At 43.1% G+C, this 18,973-nt stretch carries 17 protein-coding genes; 16 read left to right on the top strand and 1 reads right to left on the bottom strand.

Annotation, left to right across the window (positions count from 1 at the left end; all coding sequences use genetic code 11):
* Positions 1-449 precede the first annotated feature (449 nt).
* The 16 genes from mraZ to lpxC all read left to right on the top strand — a co-directional run bounded on the left by mraZ (position 450) and on the right by lpxC (position 18,195).
* On the top strand, positions 450-908 hold the full coding sequence (mraZ, locus tag QL986_RS11455; protein ID WP_290191554.1) for a division/cell wall cluster transcriptional repressor MraZ: 459 nt from the start codon (positions 450-452) through the stop codon (positions 906-908).
* A gap of 28 nt (positions 909-936) precedes the next feature.
* A complete protein-coding gene (gene rsmH, locus QL986_RS11450; protein WP_008110698.1) occupies positions 937-1,875 on the top strand; it encodes a 16S rRNA (cytosine(1402)-N(4))-methyltransferase RsmH in 939 nt (312 codons plus the stop codon).
* Positions 1,872-2,198: a cell division protein FtsL gene (gene ftsL / locus QL986_RS11445; RefSeq protein WP_008110697.1), complete on the top strand. Its 327-nt coding sequence runs from the start codon at positions 1,872-1,874 to the stop codon at positions 2,196-2,198. The genes rsmH and ftsL overlap by 4 nt, the downstream gene beginning before the upstream one ends.
* Complete coding sequence (locus QL986_RS11440; protein WP_013464053.1) at positions 2,195-4,012, top strand: peptidoglycan glycosyltransferase FtsI; 1,818 nt, start codon at positions 2,195-2,197, stop codon at positions 4,010-4,012. Before ftsL ends, QL986_RS11440 begins: the two co-directional genes overlap by 4 nt.
* The gene (gene murE, locus QL986_RS11435; RefSeq protein WP_290191559.1) at positions 4,005-5,483 is read left to right on the top strand and encodes a UDP-N-acetylmuramoyl-L-alanyl-D-glutamate--2,6-diaminopimelate ligase; all 1,479 of its coding nucleotides are present in this window, start codon (positions 4,005-4,007) and stop codon (positions 5,481-5,483) included. The genes QL986_RS11440 and murE overlap by 8 nt, the downstream gene beginning before the upstream one ends.
* Positions 5,480-6,868, top strand: a complete 1,389-nt coding sequence (gene murF / locus QL986_RS11430) for a UDP-N-acetylmuramoyl-tripeptide--D-alanyl-D-alanine ligase (RefSeq protein WP_290191553.1) — start codon at positions 5,480-5,482, stop codon at positions 6,866-6,868. The genes murE and murF overlap by 4 nt, the downstream gene beginning before the upstream one ends.
* Entirely contained in the window at positions 6,862-7,944 is a 1,083-nt protein-coding gene (mraY, locus tag QL986_RS11425) for a phospho-N-acetylmuramoyl-pentapeptide-transferase (RefSeq protein ID WP_008110692.1), read from the top strand. The genes murF and mraY overlap by 7 nt, the downstream gene beginning before the upstream one ends.
* Entirely contained in the window at positions 7,945-9,279 is a 1,335-nt protein-coding gene (gene murD, locus QL986_RS11420) for a UDP-N-acetylmuramoyl-L-alanine--D-glutamate ligase (RefSeq protein WP_290191552.1), read from the top strand.
* Entirely contained in the window at positions 9,276-10,451 is a 1,176-nt protein-coding gene (ftsW, locus tag QL986_RS11415) for a cell division protein FtsW (protein WP_008465286.1), read from the top strand. Before murD ends, ftsW begins: the two co-directional genes overlap by 4 nt.
* Complete coding sequence (gene murG / locus QL986_RS11410) at positions 10,448-11,524, top strand: undecaprenyldiphospho-muramoylpentapeptide beta-N-acetylglucosaminyltransferase (protein ID WP_128583519.1); 1,077 nt, start codon at positions 10,448-10,450, stop codon at positions 11,522-11,524. Before ftsW ends, murG begins: the two co-directional genes overlap by 4 nt.
* Positions 11,525-11,566: 42 nt before the next feature.
* A complete protein-coding gene (gene murC / locus QL986_RS11405) occupies positions 11,567-12,976 on the top strand; it encodes a UDP-N-acetylmuramate--L-alanine ligase (protein ID WP_231893535.1) in 1,410 nt (469 codons plus the stop codon).
* On the top strand, positions 12,973-13,893 hold the full coding sequence (locus QL986_RS11400; RefSeq protein ID WP_064662408.1) for a D-alanine--D-alanine ligase: 921 nt from the start codon (positions 12,973-12,975) through the stop codon (positions 13,891-13,893). Before murC ends, QL986_RS11400 begins: the two co-directional genes overlap by 4 nt.
* 1 nt (position 13,894) lies before the next feature.
* Positions 13,895-14,656: a cell division protein FtsQ/DivIB gene (locus tag QL986_RS11395; protein ID WP_013464059.1), complete on the top strand. Its 762-nt coding sequence runs from the start codon at positions 13,895-13,897 to the stop codon at positions 14,654-14,656.
* Between the two features lie 13 nt (positions 14,657-14,669).
* Positions 14,670-15,902, top strand: a complete 1,233-nt coding sequence (gene ftsA / locus QL986_RS11390; RefSeq protein ID WP_013464060.1) for a cell division protein FtsA — start codon at positions 14,670-14,672, stop codon at positions 15,900-15,902.
* Between the two features lie 21 nt (positions 15,903-15,923).
* Positions 15,924-17,177: a cell division protein FtsZ gene (ftsZ, locus tag QL986_RS11385; protein ID WP_024601202.1), complete on the top strand. Its 1,254-nt coding sequence runs from the start codon at positions 15,924-15,926 to the stop codon at positions 17,175-17,177.
* 106 nt (positions 17,178-17,283) lie between these two features.
* Positions 17,284-18,195, top strand: coding sequence for a UDP-3-O-acyl-N-acetylglucosamine deacetylase (lpxC, locus tag QL986_RS11380; RefSeq protein WP_013464062.1), 912 nt, complete (start codon positions 17,284-17,286; stop codon positions 18,193-18,195).
* A gap of 103 nt (positions 18,196-18,298) precedes the next feature.
* Here the strand turns inward: lpxC and yjjG are convergent, their stop codons facing one another.
* On the bottom strand, positions 18,299-18,973 hold the full coding sequence (gene yjjG, locus QL986_RS11375) for a pyrimidine 5'-nucleotidase (RefSeq protein WP_290191551.1): 675 nt from the start codon (positions 18,971-18,973) through the stop codon (positions 18,299-18,301).

Raw genomic sequence — 18,973 nt, 5'->3', positions numbered from 1 at the left:
ATTGCGACAACAGTTTGTAATTTTTACAAACTAGGACGTGTTGATCATTCGAGATTGATTTTTTCTTTGTCCACTCAGTTACAAACCTCGCGACGCGATTAAACCGCATCTAGTTTGACCAAACTCTAATTCACAAAGGTCAGCAGGGCTCAAATAAATTGTAATTATTCACTGTTTATTCATTAAGCAAATAATGCCAACGAGCTAATAAAAAGCACGATAAAAAATTTTTTACTGGCTGATCAGATTTTTTATTAAACAATTCAACCGCTTTAATCGGAGCCTTATTTTTTCAGGCTTCGCGGGGTGCTAAAGCTGGGTGACTTACTTGACAAAAAGGCTTGTCAAGCCCTAAACTGGAGCACTGTGGTAAAAAGTGGTGTTTAGTGGATCAAACTGGATCGGGTTAATCAAAAAGTTGATTAAAATAAATTTACAATAGGCTTTTTATGTTTCGTGGCGCAAGTTCACTGAGTTTGGATGATAAAGGACGTTTTGCGGTACCGACAAAGTACCGAGATACGCTATTGTCTGAAGATCAGGGAACGGTAATTTGCACAGTTGCACTCAATGAGCCTTGCCTTTGGTTATACCCTCTTGCTGAATGGTTAGAAATAGAAAGCCGTTTAGCAAAAATATCTAATATGAATCCTAGAGCACGACGGATGCAACGTATGTTGTTAGGTAATGCGACAGAATATCAGCTTGATAAAAACGGTCGAATTTTGTTGGCGCCTTCATTGCGCTCACATGCAGAACTTGGCAAAAAAATTATGCTGGTGGGTTTAATGAATAAATTTGAGATTTGGGATGAAGCACGTTGGCACGAGCAGATGCGCCAAGACACTGAGCTTGAAAGGCTCGGTGATTTTGAACCGAATAACGATTTAGATAACTTCACCCTCTAGCAGCAAAATAAAAGGCAAATAACAGCTAATGACAGCGCAATTTGAACACGTATCCGTATTAATGGACGAAACCATAGATGCACTTGCAATTAAGCCAGACGGCATATACATGGATGGTACCTTTGGACGTGGCGGACATTCAGGGCAAATATTAGCGCGCTTAGGTGAAAGCGGTCGTTTGCAGGCCATTGACCAAGATCCACAAGCGATAAAGTCTGCTGAAAAATTTGCTGATGATCCACGTTTTTCAATTGCTCATTCTCGTTTTTCAAAGTTATACGAGGTAGCTGAGCAAAACGATCTTATTGGTCAGGTTGATGGCATTTTACTTGATATTGGTGTGTCGTCGCCGCAGCTAGATGACGCAGCGCGTGGCTTTAGCTTTATGAAAGATGGTCCGCTCGATATGAGAATGGATCCAAGTACAGGTCGCAGCGCAGCGCAGTGGTTAGCTGAGGCTGAATTAGATGACATTACTCATGTGATCAAAAAGCTAGGTGAAGAAAAATTTGGTAAGCGCATTGCGCACAAAATTTTAGAAGTGCGTGAACACACGCCAATCACTACCACTAAGCAGCTCGCTGATTTAGTCGATGAAGCCGTACCGGTGAAAGATAAGTTTAAACACCCTGCAACGCGGACTTTCCAGGCTATTCGTATTTATATCAATAGCGAATTAGAGGAAATTCAAACGGCATTACAAGCGGCGATTAAAGTTCTTAAGCCGGGTGGTCGCTTAGTGGTTATTTCGTTTCATTCTTTAGAAGATCGCATTGTTAAACAATTTATTAAAAAACAGAGTAAGGGAGAAGCGATACCCAGAGGTCTGCCTTTAACCGACGCACAAATAAATAAAAATCTGACGTTAAAAGCAGTGGGTAAAGCTATTAAACCAAGTGCTGATGAAGTGGCGCGTAATCCACGCTCTCGCAGCTCAGTGCTAAGGATCGCACAGAGGTTGGGATGAGTAAAAAAGCGAGCTATCGCCAACCCAATTTATTTCTTGAAATAATTAAAGGCCTAGGTGCGAACAAGATCACCTTGGCCTTGTTGGTTGTGATATTCGCATCAAGCTTGAGTGTGGTGCAAGTAACTCATCTCTCTCGAGCGCAATTAATTGAGCAAGATTCGTTGCTCCAAGAGCGTGACGAATTGGATTTAGAATGGCGTTATTTTTTAGTGGAAGAAGAGTTTTATTCACAACATGCGCGCATTGAAGAAGTGGCAACGTCACAACTCGAAATGAAGCGGCCAACCAGCCAAGATGAGCAGGTAATTATATTACAATGAGAATGCGAGGCAAAAAACCAGTCAATAACCTAATAGCATGGCGCTTTATTTTAGTGTGCGCGGTGATTTTTTTAGTGTTTGTGACCTTGGTATCGCGTGCTGCGTACTTGCAAGTAATTGAACCTGATAAAGCGCGCTCTGAAAGCGATAAACGTACGGTACGGATTGAAAAACTGCATGTGCAACGCGGGATGATTTTCGATCGTAACGGTAAAGAGCTTGCCGTTAGTGTGCCTGTGGTAAGCGTGTATGCGGATCCTAAAGCCCTGCATAAATCACTGGTTAGTAAAGTACTTAGGCAAGCACGCAAAAACGGTGAAGATCAGCAAACGCTTCGTGAAAATGTTGCTGAGTTAAATAAGCGTACCGCCCTGTATTATAAAAATGATTTACGCTGGCGTGAATTGGCTGATGTGTTGCGCATTGAGCCTAGTAAAATTAACACGCGATTACTTGATGATCCTACTCGTCGCTTTGTGTATTTAAAACGCCAAGTGACTCCCGCTGTGGCTAATTACATCGGTGATTTACGCCTACCTGGTATTCATTTATTGGATGAATCAAAACGTTATTACCCTGCTGGTGAAGTAAGCGCACATGTTATTGGGTTTACCAATATTGATGGTAAAGGCATTGAGGGCATAGAAAAGCTTTATGAAAACGCGTTAACCGGTGAAGAAGGTCGCCGTACCATTCGCAAAGATGCGCAAGGGCGTGAAGTTGAAGTGCTTGATGAACGCGAGCGAGTAGAGCCTGAAAGCATTCAGCTAAGTATTGATCAGCGAATTCAAGCCATTGCCTATAAAGCAGTTAAATCAGCGGTATTAACTTATAAAGCGACCTCAGGTTCTGCCATGGTAGTAGATGTTAAAACCGGTGAAGTCTTGGCCATGGTCAATAGCCCATCATTTAATCCTAACAACTTAAGCGGGGCGGCTCCTCATAAACGTCGTAACCGCGCTATTACCGATTTGTTTGAACCCGGCTCAACTGTTAAGCCTCTAGCCATTTTAGCTGGATTAGACTACGGCACAATCCAACCGGATGACAAAGTTGATACCTACCCAGGCTGGATGCGCTTAGGGGGCAGCTTAGTACAAGATACCCGTAATCATGGCGAAATGACGCTGCGCGAAATTTTAAAATACTCCAGTAATATGGGAGTAACCAAAATAAGCCAAACAGTACCCAAAGAGTACTTTGTGGGCTTGTATCAAAAAGTGGGGTTTGGCAGTGATAGTGGTACTGGCATGGTAGGCGAAAGTAGTGGCTTATTTTACCCTAACCGCCGTTGGTCAGATCATGAAATTGCAGCGCTCTCGTTTGGTTACAATATTGCCGTGAGTACCGCGCAAATGGCACGTTTTTACGCCATGTTAGGGGCAGGCGGGGTTAATCGTCCGCTTACTGTACTAAAGCAAGATTCTATACCTGAAGGTGAGCGTGTCTTTCAACAAGAAGATGTTGAAGCCGTTGTCCATATGATGGAAAGCGTATTTGAAGAAGGCGGTACCGCACGCCGCGTTAAAGTGGATGGTTACCGCGCTGCTGGTAAAACAGGCACCTCTAAAAAAGCCGCCGCAGGGGGCTATGGTGACGAATATGTAGGTTATTTTGCGGGCATTGCCCCTGCGAGTAACCCGCGATTAGCCGTTGTGGTATTAATCAACGAGCCCGGTGGAGATGTTTATTATGGCGGCGCAACAGCAGGTCCAGCGTTTGCAGAAATAATCTCTAATTCATTAAGAATTTTAAACGTTGCCCCAGACAAAGACTCGGTGGCATACGTGAAGGGCAAAGATGATGGTGCGTGATTTACACACAATTTTAAAACATTTAGAAATAGATGCAGCACGTTTAATGGTAAACGAGCTGCGTTTAGATAGCCGCGATGTAAAACCAGGTGATGTGTTTGTGGCGATAAAAGGGCACCAGTTAGATGGTGGGCACTTTATTAGTAAAGCAATTGAAAATGGTGCCAGTGCAATTATTGCCGACAGACTGTGTGAATTTGAAAGTGATTTTGAGCCGCTTTATTTAGTCTCAGAATTGAATAAGAAACTGCCTGTATTGGCGAGTCAATTTTACCAACAACCGAGCAAGCACTTAGATTTAGTTGGCGTAACGGGCACCAATGGTAAATCGACTACCACAGCAATGATTGCTCATTTAGCGCAATTTTGTCATACCCAAGCCGCTATTATTGGTACCTTAGGTTACGGCCATCCAGATAACTTAACACCACTGCAAAATACTACGCCTTCAGCAGTCGATTTACAGCGTATTTTAAGCGACTTAAAAAATGAGCAACACCAATTGGTTGCTATGGAAGTGTCATCGCATGGTTTGGTACAGCACCGTGTTGATCAATGCTATTTTAAAGCTGCAGTGTTTACTAACTTGTCGCGAGATCACTTAGATTACCATGGCGATATGCAAAGCTATGGTGATGCTAAATTAATGCTGTTTCGTGATTTTGATGCTGACTATGTCATTCTTAATCAGGATGACGGACAAGCAGAGCAATGGATTGAAAAATACAGCTTTAATAGTCTTATTTGTTATGGCCGTAAAAACTTAGCCCCTAAAAATGCACAGTTTGTGTATTTTTCAGATGTTCAGTATTCAGCAACCGGTATTTCGGCGCAATTAACTACTAGCTGGGGTGATGTTGCCATAAAATCACCGCTGTTTGGTGAATTTAATCTTTATAATTTAACGGCTGCGTTAGCAACGCTATTAGCGCTAGGCTATCCATTAACACAGTTAGTAGCAGGATGTGAGTATTTACAGCCGGTAGCCGGCAGGATGCAAGCATTTACAGCGCCAAGTGTGCCTACTTGCGTTGTTGATTATGCGCATACGCCAGATGCGTTGGCTTTAGCGTTACAAGCGCTGCAGCAACATGTACCAGGTGGCGTGAGTTGTGTGTTTGGTTGTGGCGGCGACAGAGATAAAGGAAAGCGTGTACTAATGGCACAAGCTGCTGAGCAGTTTGCAGACAAAGTGATCATTACCAGTGATAACCCACGCTCTGAAGACCCTAATGACATTATTAATGATGTAGCTGCGGGATTAGAGCATCCAGAAAACGCTCATTTAGAGGCCGATCGCGGTGCCGCGATACAATTTGCTATAGATAACGCAAAAGCCGGTGAGGTTATTTTAATTGCCGGTAAAGGGCATGAAGACTATCAAATTATAGGCGATACACGCATCGCTTTTTGCGACCGCCAATTTGTACAACAACAATTAAAAAAAGCATTAAGAGGGACTCAAGCATGATCCCAATGGATTTTGATTGGCTAGCTAATGTGCTAGCAACCGATTATCAAGATGATAATCGCAAGGTGATAAATATAAACACCGATACTCGTACTTTGTGTGATGGTGAAGTGTTTTTGGCGCTTAAGGGCCCAAATTTTGATGGTCATAAATTTATTGAACAAGCAAAACAAAAAGGCGCTATAGGCGTGATTGTCGATCACGCTGTTGATACCGATATTGCTCAATTTGTAGTTGCCGATACCCGTATTGCATTAGGCACAATTGGTACAGCAGTGATGGCGCAAGTTGCACCTAAAACTATCGCTATTACTGGCAGTGTAGGTAAAACAACAGTTAAAGAAATGTGTGCCGCTATTTTATCAAGTAAAGGGGATGTATTAGCCACTAAAGGTAATTTTAACAACGACATTGGCGTACCGTTAACTTTACTCAGATTAGAGCCACAACATCGCTTTGCGGTTATTGAATTAGGCGCTAACCACATAGGTGAAATTGCGTACACCACCGCGATGACCAAACCGGATGTAGCTGTGGTATGTAATGTTGCCGCGGCCCACTTGGAAGGCTTTGGTAGCCTGCAAGGTGTGGCACAAGCAAAAGGTGAAATTTACGACGGATTAAAAGAGGATGGCATCGCCATCGTCAATTGTGATAGTGACTTTAGTCAATATTGGCTTGATAAGTTAGCAACGCGCAATATTAAATGTTTTTCGAGTAGTGAAAAGCTCGATATTTGGGCTGAAGACATCAGCCTAGATGCGCAAGCTCGCGCAAGCTTTACTTTGTGCACCAAGCAACACAGTGTGCCGGTTAAGTTAGCACTGCCAGGTAAACACAATATTAGTAACGCGCTTATTGCTGCGGCGTTAACCAGTGAGTTTGACGTGTCACTTGAGGACATTGCCAGCGCGTTAGCGACCATGGGTGAAGTTAAAGGACGGGTTAACCTAATTGAAGCCAGTGATTCACTCACCATTATCGATGATACATACAATGCCAACGTAAAGTCGGTGAAAGCTGCGATTGATTTACTTAGTGATATTCAAGGTCATCGTATTTTGGCACTCGGTGATATGGGTGAACTTGGCGAAGATGCCCGTAAATATCATCAAGAAGTCGGTGAATACGCATTAGCGCAAGGCATTGATGAGTTATTTACACTCGGAGTATTAAGTAAATGTGCCAGTGATGTATATGGGCTGCCAAATCGCCATTTCTCTAATCGTGAGCAAATGCTGCAGCAAATTCAAAACAGCATTAGCAAAGTAGATAAAAAAATTACCCTTGTCGTGAAAGGATCACGCAGTTCTCGCATGGAGCTTTTAGTAACCGATTTAGTTAATGGCCAGCAACAAGCCATCAATGGAGTATCATCATGTTAGTTTGGCTGGCTGAGTATTTAACTCAATATTATAGTGGCTTTAATGTTTTTTCGTATTTAACCCTGCGTGCCATTTTAGGTATTTTAACCGCATTGATGATGTCGTTGTATTTTGGTCCTAAGTTAATTCGTGCGCTGCAACGCATGCAAATAGGGCAAACAGTACGTGATGATGGTCCGCAATCGCACCTATCTAAATCGGGTACACCGACCATGGGTGGCTTACTTATTTTAGGGGCTATTTTTACCAGCACATTATTATGGGCAGACTTGTCTAATAAATACGTATGGGCCACTTTATTTGTAATTGGCTCATTAGGTATTGTGGGCTTTATTGATGATTACCGTAAGGTGATCCGTAAAGATCCAAAAGGACTTATTGCAAAGTGGAAATACTTTTGGCAATCGGTAATTGCACTGGTTGTAGCCACTGCGCTTTACATGAGCAGCACACAAGCGACAGAAACATCTCTTGTTGTGCCATTTTTTAAAGATGTACTGCCACAGCTGGGGCTGTTTTATATCGTGATCACCTACTTTGCGTTGGTGGGCACGTCAAACGCGGTTAATTTAACCGACGGTCTAGACGGTTTAGCCATTGTACCTACTATTTTAGTGGCTGCAGCACTGGCCATTATTGCTTACTTAACGGGTAATATTAATTTTTCGGCTTATTTGCATATTCCGCATCTACCACTGGCGAGTGAGTTGGTTGTGGTATGTACCGCTATTGTAGGGGCTGGGTTAGGTTTTTTATGGTTTAACACGTATCCGGCGCAAGTATTTATGGGCGATGTAGGCTCATTAGCACTGGGTGGTGCATTGGGGATTATTGCCGTACTTGTTCGCCAAGAGCTGTTACTGATTATTATGGGGGGCGTGTTTGTAATGGAAGCGCTATCGGTAATTTTACAAGTTGGCTCTTACAAATTACGTGGGCAACGCATTTTTAGAATGGCGCCTATTCATCACCATTACGAACTTAAAGGTTGGCCGGAGCCACGCGTTATTGTGCGCTTTTGGATAATTTCTATTGTGCTGGTACTCGCTGGCCTTGCGACATTAAAGATCCGATAAATGCAGTATTTAAACGAGATAAAAAATAAACACATAACAGTGCTCGGACTCGGTGTAACCGGTCTGGGCATTGTGCGTTTTTTATTATCTCAATCAATACAGCCTTATGTGGTCGATAGCAGAGAGAATCCGCCAGGTGTTGATTGGCTCAATCAGCACGCACCTCAATTAAAAACTCACTTTGGTGACCTAGAAAATGCGGCGCTCAGTGCTTGCGATATGATTATTATTAGTCCCGGGCTGGGCTTAAAAACACCAGCAATTGCTAAGGCAATTAACGCAGGCGTTGAAGTGATTGGTGATGTTGAGCTATTTGCCCGCATTAACATTAAACCGATTGTTGCGGTAACAGGCTCAAATGGCAAATCAACCGTAGTAACACTTGCCTACGAAGTATTAAAAACTGCAGGTTATAAAGTGGCACTCGGTGGCAACATTGGCACAGCGGTACTGGATTTGCTTGATGGTGACTTTGATGTATTTGTATTGGAGCTATCGAGTTTTCAGCTTGATACCACACGCAGCCTAAAAACCACCAGTGCAACCGTGCTTAATATTTCAGAAGATCATCTCGATCGTTATGATAGTTACCAAGCCTATATAGATTCAAAATTAAGTATTTATAACGGTGCTGAACACTTAGTGATTAATGCTGACGATAAGCAAACACACCCTGTGAGTCGCACGTTAGCACCACAACTGAGTTTTGGTGAAACACAAGGCAATTACCACTTAGCACAGCACAATAACGAAGCGCACTTTATGGTAAAGGACGAAGCTTATTTACCAGTAAGTGCTTTAGCCGTTGTGGGTAAGCATAACTATTTAAATACGTTGGCAGTGATGGCATTACTCAGCCCATTTGCAATTACTAAGGCGCACTACAAAACCGCATTAGCTCAATTTAATGGCTTAGCGCACCGTTGTCAGTTTGTGGGTGAGTTTAATGGCGTTAAATACTTTAACGACTCTAAAGCCACCAACGTAGGCGCAACAGTGGCGGCAATAGATAGTTTAGCGGGTAAGCACGAAAACCTAGTGGTGATTGCTGGTGGTGATGCTAAAGGTGCTGATTTAGAGGTGTTAAAGCCTTATATTGAAAAGCATGTAAAAGCGCTGATTTGTTTTGGTAAAGATGCCAAAGATTTAGTGGCACTGAGTGCTAAAGGTCATTTAACCAATAATATGTCTGAGGCTGTGGCGCTTGCAAAGCAATTAAGTAAATCGGGCGATACCGTTTTACTCGCACCTGCCTGTGCCAGCATTGATATGTATAACAATTATATGCAACGCGGCGATGATTTTGTGCAATGTGTATTGCAGGGGCAGTCATGATTGCTTTTGCGGATATTAAAGAGGCTCTCACCCCTAAACCTTCAGCGCAGCTTTATGATGTGCCACTGCTTTATTGCATGCTAATGCTGATTGGTGTGGGCTTTGTGATGGTAACCAGTGCCTCAATGCCGACAGCCGATAGACTGTTTGGTAATATTTATCATTTTACTATCCGCCATGGCATTTTTTTAGGGCTATCGTTTTGTTTATTTTGCATTAGTACTCAAGTACCTATGTCGTGGTGGAAAAAAGCTAACCCCTATTTATTACTAATCGGTTTAGTACTGTTATTAGTGGTACTTATTGTAGGACGTGAAGTCAATGGTTCGACCCGCTGGATACCCGTAGGACCGTTTAATATTCAAGCCTCGGAGCTCGCTAAGTTGTTCTTCTTTAGTTATATCGCAGGCTACTTAGTACGTAAGCGCAATGAAGTTCAAGAAAACATAAAAGGCTTTGCTAAACCCATAGCGGTATTTGCAGTTTATGCAGCACTTATTTTAATGCAGCCCGATTTAGGGACTGTGGTGGTGATGTTTGTTACTACGGTTGGTTTGTTGTTTTTAGCCGGTGCCAAGCTTTGGCAGTTTTTTGCACTTATTTTAACCGGTATTGCGCTAGTGGTTGGGCTTATTGTGTTAGAGCCATATCGTATGGCGCGTGTGGTTGGCTTTTTAGAACCTTGGGATGACCCTTTTGGCAAAGGCTACCAATTAGTGCAATCACTAATGGCTTATAGTCAAGGCGATTGGTTTGGCCAAGGCCTAGGAAACAGCGTACAAAAATTACAATATTTACCAGAAGCGCACACCGACTTTATTTTTGCTGTTATTGCTGAAGAGTTAGGTTTTATGGGGGTGCTGAGCATTTTAATGGTACTCGGTACTTTAGTATTTAGAGCTTTACTCATTGGCCAAAACGCGCTTAAAAACGGCAAAGAATATGAAGGCTACTTAGCCTTAGCAATTGGTATTTGGTTTGCGTTTCAAACCATGGTTAATGTGGGCGCCAGTGCCGGTATTTTGCCAACCAAAGGATTAACCTTGCCGTTTATTTCTTATGGTGGCTCAAGTTTATTAATGATGACCATAGCAACCGGTATTTTATTACGTGTAGATTTTGAGACCAAGATGGCAACGAAACAAGCCACGTCAGGTGGAGCTAAGCGATGAGTAAAAAAATAGTCGTTGTAGCAGGGGGCACAGGTGGACATATTTTTCCAGGGATTGCCGTTGCTGATTATCTCAAACAGCAAGGTTGGCAAGTTAGCTGGATAGGCACCCCAGATAGAATGGAAGCCAGTGTCGTGCCCAAGCACAACATAGAAATTGATTTTATTGATGTAAAAGGCGTGCGAGGGAATGGTTTAAAACGCCTTATTAAAGCGCCATTCATGGTTATTAATGCAATATTGCAAGCGCGTAAGGTATTAAAACAACAACGCCCTGACGTCGTTTTAGCAATGGGGGGGTATGTAACTGGCCCAACAGGTATTGCGGCAAAAAGCCTAGGTATTCCTTTGGTGATTCACGAACAAAATGCCGTAGCAGGCATGAGCAATAAATGGCTAGCGAAATTTGCGAATCGCGTGTTAGCGGCTTTCCCTAGTGCTTTTGCCAGTGGAAAGGCTGAGCTGGTGGGTAACCCTGTGCGTCAGAGTGTGGTTGATATACCTAAGCGGGAAGTATCAAGCCCAATCAATATGCTTGTTGTGGGTGGCTCGTTAGGTGCGCAAGTACTCAACCAAACACTGCCAGAAGCATTTAAGCGCTTGAATGATACTTGTGCCATTAATATTTGGCATCAAACCGGTAAAGGGCACCTTGCTAGTGTAAGTGAAAGTTACCAGCAGCAACAAATGGGCAATGAGCAAGTGACCGTTGCTGAATTTATTGATGATATGGATACCGCTTATAGCTGGGCAGATATTGTGATTTGTCGTGCGGGTGCGCTTACGGTAAGTGAAATTGCCGCAGCGGGTAAAATGGCGGTATTTGTGCCGTTTCCACACGCGGTTGATGATCATCAAACAGCCAATGCACAGTATTTAGTAATGGCAGAGGGGGCGTTATTAATGCCACAGGGGCAATTTAATAAGCGCAGTATTGTTGAACTTTTAAGCCCCTATTTAGCCGAACCTTTATTAATAACTAAAATGGCTGGCAAAGCAAAACAGCAGGCTATTTTAGATGCCACAGCAAGCGTAGCGATGCACTGTGAGCAAGTAACAAATAAGAGAACATAAGTGAAACAGACATTAGCAAAAGAAAAATATACACGCCCAGCGATGCGCCGCATTGAAACTATTCACTTTGTAGGAATAGGCGGTGCAGGCATGGGCGGCATTGCAGAAGTACTTGCTTTTGAAGGTTACCGTATTACCGGTTCAGATATAGCTCACAGCGCAATGACTGAGCGTTTAATTAAAGCCGGTGCTGAAGTATTTATTGGCCATCATGAAAATAACGTAAAAGACGCCAATGTGGTGGTGGTTTCAAGTGCAATAGATAAAACAAACCCTGAAATTCAAGCCGCGCAAGCTGCACGTATTCCGGTGGTTCGTCGAGCAGAAATGTTAGCTGAACTGATGCGCTTTCGCCACGGTATCGCCATTGCGGGCACCCATGGTAAAACGACCACAACCAGCTTAATTGCGAGCATTTATGCACAAGCCGGGCTCGATCCAACCTTTATTATTGGTGGTTTGCTTAACAGTGCTGGCAGCAATGCTAAGGTAGGTAAAAGTGACTTTTTAATCGCCGAAGCAGATGAAAGCGATGCCTCATTTTTGCACTTACAGCCTATGGTGTCGGTGATCACTAATATTGAAGAAGATCACATGGAAACCTACGGCGGTAGTTTAGAAAAAATGAAAGATACTTATGTTGAATTCATTCATAACCTGCCGTTTTACGGGTTAGCGGTGGTGTGTATTGATTCAGACGTTGCTGCTGAATTGATCCCCCGTTTTGGTCGTCCAGTGATCACTTACGGTGAGTCACACGAGGCTGATTATCGAATGAGTGACTTTAGCCAAACAGCGAACACATGCCAATTTACGGTGACTAATAAACAAGGTGAGAGTTTAACCGCCAAGCTGAATATGCCGGGTAAACATAATGCCCTTAATGCAACCGCAGCGATTGCCGTCGCTAAAGATCAAAATATTGCGAATCATGCAATTTTAGCGGCTTTAGATACTTTTGAAGGTATTGGCCGTCGTTTTCAGCACTACGGTGAATTTGAAAATGAACGCGGCAGCGTGATGCTTGTTGATGACTATGGCCATCACCCATCAGAAGTGGCCGCTACTATCACTGCAGCACGAGAAGGCTGGCCTGATAAGCGTTTAGTGATGGTGTATCAGCCGCACCGTTATACGCGTACTCGTGATTTATACGAAGATTTTGTTAAGGTATTGGCTGAGGTTGATCAGCTTTTATTACTCGATGTTTACAGTGCTGGCGAAGAGCCGATTGTTGGCGCTGATAGTAAGAGTTTATGCCGTAGTTTGCGCCAGCGTGGCAAAGAGCCATTACATGTAGCCTCAAGCTCAGAGCTTGCGGGTGTACTTGCCAACTGCATACAAAATAACGACCTAGTGCTCACACAAGGTGCGGGTAACATAGGTCAGCTTGTTAAAAATTTAGCAGCCACGAATATGTCGATAGAAAAATTAAAGCAAGGTGAAGTATGACACAGGTAAATTCCCAGTTTGGTAAAGTAGCGGTGCTGCTAGGTGGAAACTCAGCAGAGCGTGACGTGTCATTAAAATCTGGTCAAGCGGTATTAAATGCGCTGTTAGAAGTTGGCATTGATGCGATAGCGTTTGATCCACAAAATCGTTCGTTATGGGAATTAAAGTCGTTAAACGTTGATCGCGTTTTTATTGCTTTACATGGGCGTGGTGGTGAAGACGGCACGGTACAAGGTGCTCTAGAATTTATGAACCTGCCGTATACCGGCAGTAATGTTCTGGGTTCGGCACTGGCAATGGATAAAATTCGTTGTAAGCATTTGTTTAAATCGGCAGGCTTAAGCACCGCACCTTATGCCGTGGTTGATGCTAAAAAAGGCTTTGATGCCAATGCCATTATGGCGCAATTTAAAAAGGTAATGGTTAAGCCATCGCACGAGGGCTCCAGTATCGGTATGGCGCAAGCAAGCTCTGCAGAAGAACTTGAAGATGCGCTCACTAATGCATTTAAGTTCGACAGCCAAGTATTGGTAGAGCAGTGGATCACGGGTCGTGAATTTACCATTACGGTCTTGGGTGATGAAGTACAACCTGTGATTGAAATGAGCACCCCAAACGGATTTTATGACTACCAAGCTAAATATCAGTCAAGTAGTACGCAATATCATTGCCCTGCTGATTTATCACCATCGGATACTCAAAAATTACAAGCGATGGCGCTTGATGCGTTTGATTTAGTAGGTGCAAGTGGCTGGGGACGAGTCGATGCGATGCAAGATGAACAAGGACATTTTTACTTACTAGAAGTGAATACCGTACCAGGCATGACAGAAAAATCATTGGTGCCAATGGCAGCAAAAGCCAACGGGGCAAGTTTTGAGCAATTAGTTGTTCGCATTTTGGAGCAAACCCTTTAATATGCATCCCTTTTTAGAGAAAGCGCAGCAACTAAAACAGCAACTTAACTGGTCGCTGATTTTTGGAGTGAGTTTTTTTCTAGCCGTGGTGATAGGGTTAATTGAAATAACCAGTGGGGTTTCGCACTGGTTAGTTGAAAATAAAGATGCACAAATTAAGCATTTAACGGTGCTGGGGAACCCTAAGTACACCGATGAAAAAGCAATAACAGCGGCAATAAAAAAAGCAGATTTAAGCAGTTTTTTTGAGCTAAACGTAAAGCAAGTTCAGCATTTAGTACAAGAGCTGCCTTGGGTTGCAACGGTATCGGTAAGAAAGCAATGGCCTGATACCATTCAAGTTTACGTGGTAGAACATCAAGCGGTTGCTCACTGGAATAGTGACTTGCTGATTAATCAAAGCGGTGACGCGTTTGAAGCAAAAAGTGATAAATTAAGTGCCACTTTACCCCAACTATATGGGCCAGAGGGCAGTGAAAAAGAAGCATGGGTAGCGTTTAAACAGTTTGATGAAATGCTCAAAGTCAATGCATTAACGCTCACTAGCCTTGCGCTATCTGAGCGGTTTTCGTGGCAACTTTGGTTAGATAACGGTGTGCGTTTAAATTTAGGACGCAAAGATAAAGCCAAACGTGTACAACGTTTTATAGACGTTTATTCACGTATAGAAAAACGTGCTGATGCACAGATAGATGCAATTGATTTACGCTACGATACCGGCCTTGCAGTGAGCTATAAGCCACTGCAAGAACAGCAATTATAATAAAGAGTAAGGCATGACTAAGTCAGCAGAAAGAAACCTAGTGATTGGATTAGACGTTGGCACTTCTAAAGTAGTGGCCACGGTAGGTGAAATCACCACAGATAACAAGCTCAGCATTGTTGGCGTGGGGAGCCAAGTATCTCATGGAATGGATAAAGGCGGTGTTAACGATTTAAATTTAGTGTCTGAGTCTATTCGCCGCGCTATAGATGAAGCCGAATTGATGGCTGATTGTCGTATTAGCTCGGTTTATTTGGGTATTTCTGGCAAGCATATTCAGTGTCAGAACGAAAGCGGTGTTGTGGCTATTAATAACACCGAAGTAACCGATGAAGACATTGAAAATGTAATACACATTGCTCGTTCAGTGCCAATTTCAGCTGAACGCAAAATGTTGCATGCTTTGCCGCAAGAGTACAGCATTGACATGCAAGAGGGGATTAAAAACCCACTCGGCATGAGCGGTGTGCGCATGGAAGCACGCGCGCACATTATTACCTGCTCCAACGACATGGCTAAAAATATAGAAAAATGTGTTGAACGTTGCGGGCTTGAAGTTGACCAACTTATATTCACAGCGCTTGCTTCGTGTTATTCCGTACTGACGGATGACGAAAAAGAGTTAGGTGTTGCGGTGCTTGATATTGGTGGTGGTACTATGGATATCACTATTTATATTAATGGTGCGCTGCGTCATTCGGCGGTTATTCCGGTGGCAGGTAACCAAGTAACCGGTGATATTGCAAAAATATTTCGTACACCTATATCACATGCTGAGTCACTCAAAGTACAATATGCCTGTGCAAGTAGCCAAATGGCGAGCAGCGAAGACACGATTGAAGTGCCAAGCGTAGGTGGGCGACCAGCAAGACTGATGTCTAGGCACACGTTATCAGAAGTGGTTGAGCCACGTTTTAGAGAATTATTTGAACTGGCGATGGAAGAAATTCGTCGTTCAGGATTAGAAGACCAAATTGCAGCAGGTCTCGTCATTACTGGCGGAACTGCTAAAATGACTGGCGCAATGGAAGTGGCTGAAGATATTTTTCAGATGCCAGTAAGAATAGGTAAACCAATTGGTGTAGTAGGTTTAACTGATTATGTTGATGATCCATCGTACGCAACCGCTGTAGGTTTGTTACAATACGGGCGTACTATGCAGTCGATGAATGCACAAAAGTCGAAAGCGGATGATAATAATAATTGGTGGAACCGCATCACAAAATGGTTTCAAGGCGAGTTTTAGTACTCAAGTCGGAGAGTAAATATGTTTGATATAATGGAACAACACAGCGAAGAAGCTGTAATAAAAGTAATCGGTGTTGGTGGCGGCGGCGGTAACGCAGTTGAGCACATGGTAAAACAACAAATAGAAGGTGTTCGTTTTATTGCAGCGAATACGGATGCACAAGCATTACGTAATTCAGCCGCTGATGTAACGGTACAATTAGGTACGCAAATAACCTCTGGGTTAGGTGCGGGTGCAAACCCTGAAGTAGGCCGTCAGTCGGCTGAAGAAGACGCAGAAACGATTCGTGCCAGCCTTGAAGGCGCCGATATGGTATTTATAGCGGCAGGTATGGGCGGCGGTACAGGGACCGGAGCAGCGCCAGTCGTGGCTAAAATTGCTAAAGAGCTGGGCATTCTAACCGTGGCAGTTGTAACGCGTCCATTTGATTTTGAAGGTAAAAAACGTGCTGCTGCTGCAGAGCAGGGGATTAGCGAATTGTCTGAAATCGTGGACTCGTTAATTACTATTCCAAATAACAAATTACTAAAAGTATTAGGTAAAGGGACAACTTTACTGGATGCGTTTGCTAAAGCAAATGACGTATTATTTGGTGCGGTACAGGGTATTGCTGAGCTAATCACACGCTCGGGTCTAATTAACGTGGATTTCGCCGACGTACGTACTGTTATGTCTGCAATGGGTACAGCCATGATGGGGACTGCATCTGCCTCGGGTCCTGATCGTGCACAAGAAGCAGCAGAAGCGGCTATTTCAAGCCCATTACTAGAAGACGTTGATTTAACCGGTGCTAAAGGTATCTTGGTTAATATTACTGCCGGCATGGATATCGCGATTGAAGAATTTGAAATCGTAGGTAATCACGTTAAGGCGCTAGCGTCTGAAAACGCAACGGTGGTTGTGGGTGCAGTAATCGACCCTGAAATGACAGACGAGCTACGTGTAACGGTTGTTGCAACTGGCTTAGGCGGCGATCGTCGTCCACAGTTTGGTATTGTAGATAATGGCTTTAAAAAAGCATCAGGTTCTGATGTAGCGAGTTCAAGCACGCAAACAAGCAGCAGCATGTATGTTCCTAGCTTTGCAAGCCAAGGCGCAAGTACAGAAGAGCCTGCAACGACTACGCAAACAGAATCAAAAGAGCAAAGCACATCGACGAGCTCTTCAAGTTCTTCAGCGAATACGTCGTCAAGTAGTGCTAAGAAAACAGATAAGTCTGAAGGTGGCGATTATTTCGACATCCCTGCTTTTTTACGTAAACAAGCAGATTAATAAAAAACAGTACTTTTGTGCGAAATGTGAACGAATATTGTAGTTATACCGTATTTATGCTACACTCCGCCGTCTAACTGTAATATATACTAAAGTGAGCGAACCTATGATTAAACAGCGTACGATTGCACAAGTAGTCAAAGCCATAGGAATTGGACTTCATAAAGGTGAGAAGGTCACAATAACTCTCCGACCTGCGAGCGCAAATACTGGGATTGTATTTCGTCGTGTCGACCTTGATCCGGTTGTTGATTTTGAAACAACACCTGAAGCCGTTGGTGATACGCAATTGTGTACCTGTTTAATTAACAAAGATGGCGTTCGCTTATCGACTACTGAGCACTTAATTGCGGCGGTTGCGGCAATGGGAATCGACAATTTAATTGTTGAACTTGATAGCTCAGAAGTACCAATAATGGATGGTAGTGCATTGCCATTCATTTATTTATTACAAAAAGGCGGCATTGAAGAGCAAAATGTTGCAAAACGCTTTATTCGTATTAAAGAAAAAGTACGTATTGAAGAAGGTGATAAATGGGCCGAAGTAGAACCTTACGACGGATTCCACATCGATTTCGAAATTGCCTTCGATCACCCTGCAATCAATGAAAGCCGCCAACGTGTTGGTTTAGATATTACGGCACAAAGCTTTACTGAAGAGATAAGCCGTGCGCGTACTTTTGGCTTTATGAAAGACATTGAATACATGCATGCGAACAACCTAGCACTAGGTGGCAGCATGGATAGCGCAGTTGTACTTGATGAATTTAAAGTTTTAAATCCGAACGGTTTGCGTTACGCAGACGAGTTCGTCAAGCATAAGATACTAGACTGTGTAGGTGACATGTTTATGACAGGTCACAACCTTTTAGGCAAAGTAACCGCATTTAAATCAGGTCATGATTTAAATAATAAGTTACTACGCAAAATTATGGCAACTGAGTCAGCATGGGAGTGGGCAACCTTTGAAACGCCTGTGACGATGCCTGCACCCGGCCTTGAGCTAGCTAACGCCTAATTAGTTAATCACTTATATACAGTTATAAAAAATGACGCTTATTAGCGTCATTTTTTTGTTTGTTAATTAGCTAAACAGCTAAATTACACTCAGGCTTTTATTATCAAAGTCCTAATATAGTTTGCAACTGTTTAAGCTGGGTTACCTGATATGTTGGTTTAATTCCCTCAGGCAAGTTCACGCCAGGATGTTGCAGCCAACAAGTGTCAATTCCCACATTTTGACCGCCAAGAATATCACTGCTAGCGGTATCACCGACCATTAAAATTTGCTCTTTCGGTGGATTACCCATTAAGTTAAAGGTGTGCTCAAATATCTCTTTTGCAGGTTTAGCAATGCCGACTTGCTCAGAAATAACTAACCAGTCAAACATATCTTGCAGCCCTGTATGCGCTAGGCGACGTGCTTGTAACTGAGAAAAACCATTGGTAATAATGCCCAGCTTGGCATGGGGTTTAAGGGCATTTAATAATTCAACGGCGCCGGGTAAAGGCATACAAATTTCGGCCATTGCTGATAAAAAATCATCATTGAGCTGTTGAGCTGGCACATCTAGTTTATTTGCCAGTTCGCTAAAACGAGTTACTTGTAAGTGACTTGAGGTGATCTCGTTGTTTTGATAAGCAATCCATAATGACTTATTGGTGTTTTGATAATGGGCATAATCTGCCTCGGTAAAATCCATGTCATAGGTTACTAGCATGTTTTTAAGGCCAGCAAAGGCATTAAAGCTAAATAAGGTTTCGTCGGCATCAAATAATACGTAGTTATACTTCAT

It is taken from the genome of Pseudoalteromonas sp. APC 3250 (assembly GCF_030407915.1).
GTDB classification, from domain to species: domain Bacteria; phylum Pseudomonadota; class Gammaproteobacteria; order Enterobacterales; family Alteromonadaceae; genus Pseudoalteromonas; species Pseudoalteromonas tetraodonis.
Note: the sequence above shows the minus strand (reverse complement) of the source record. Positions and strands in the feature narration are given on the sequence as shown.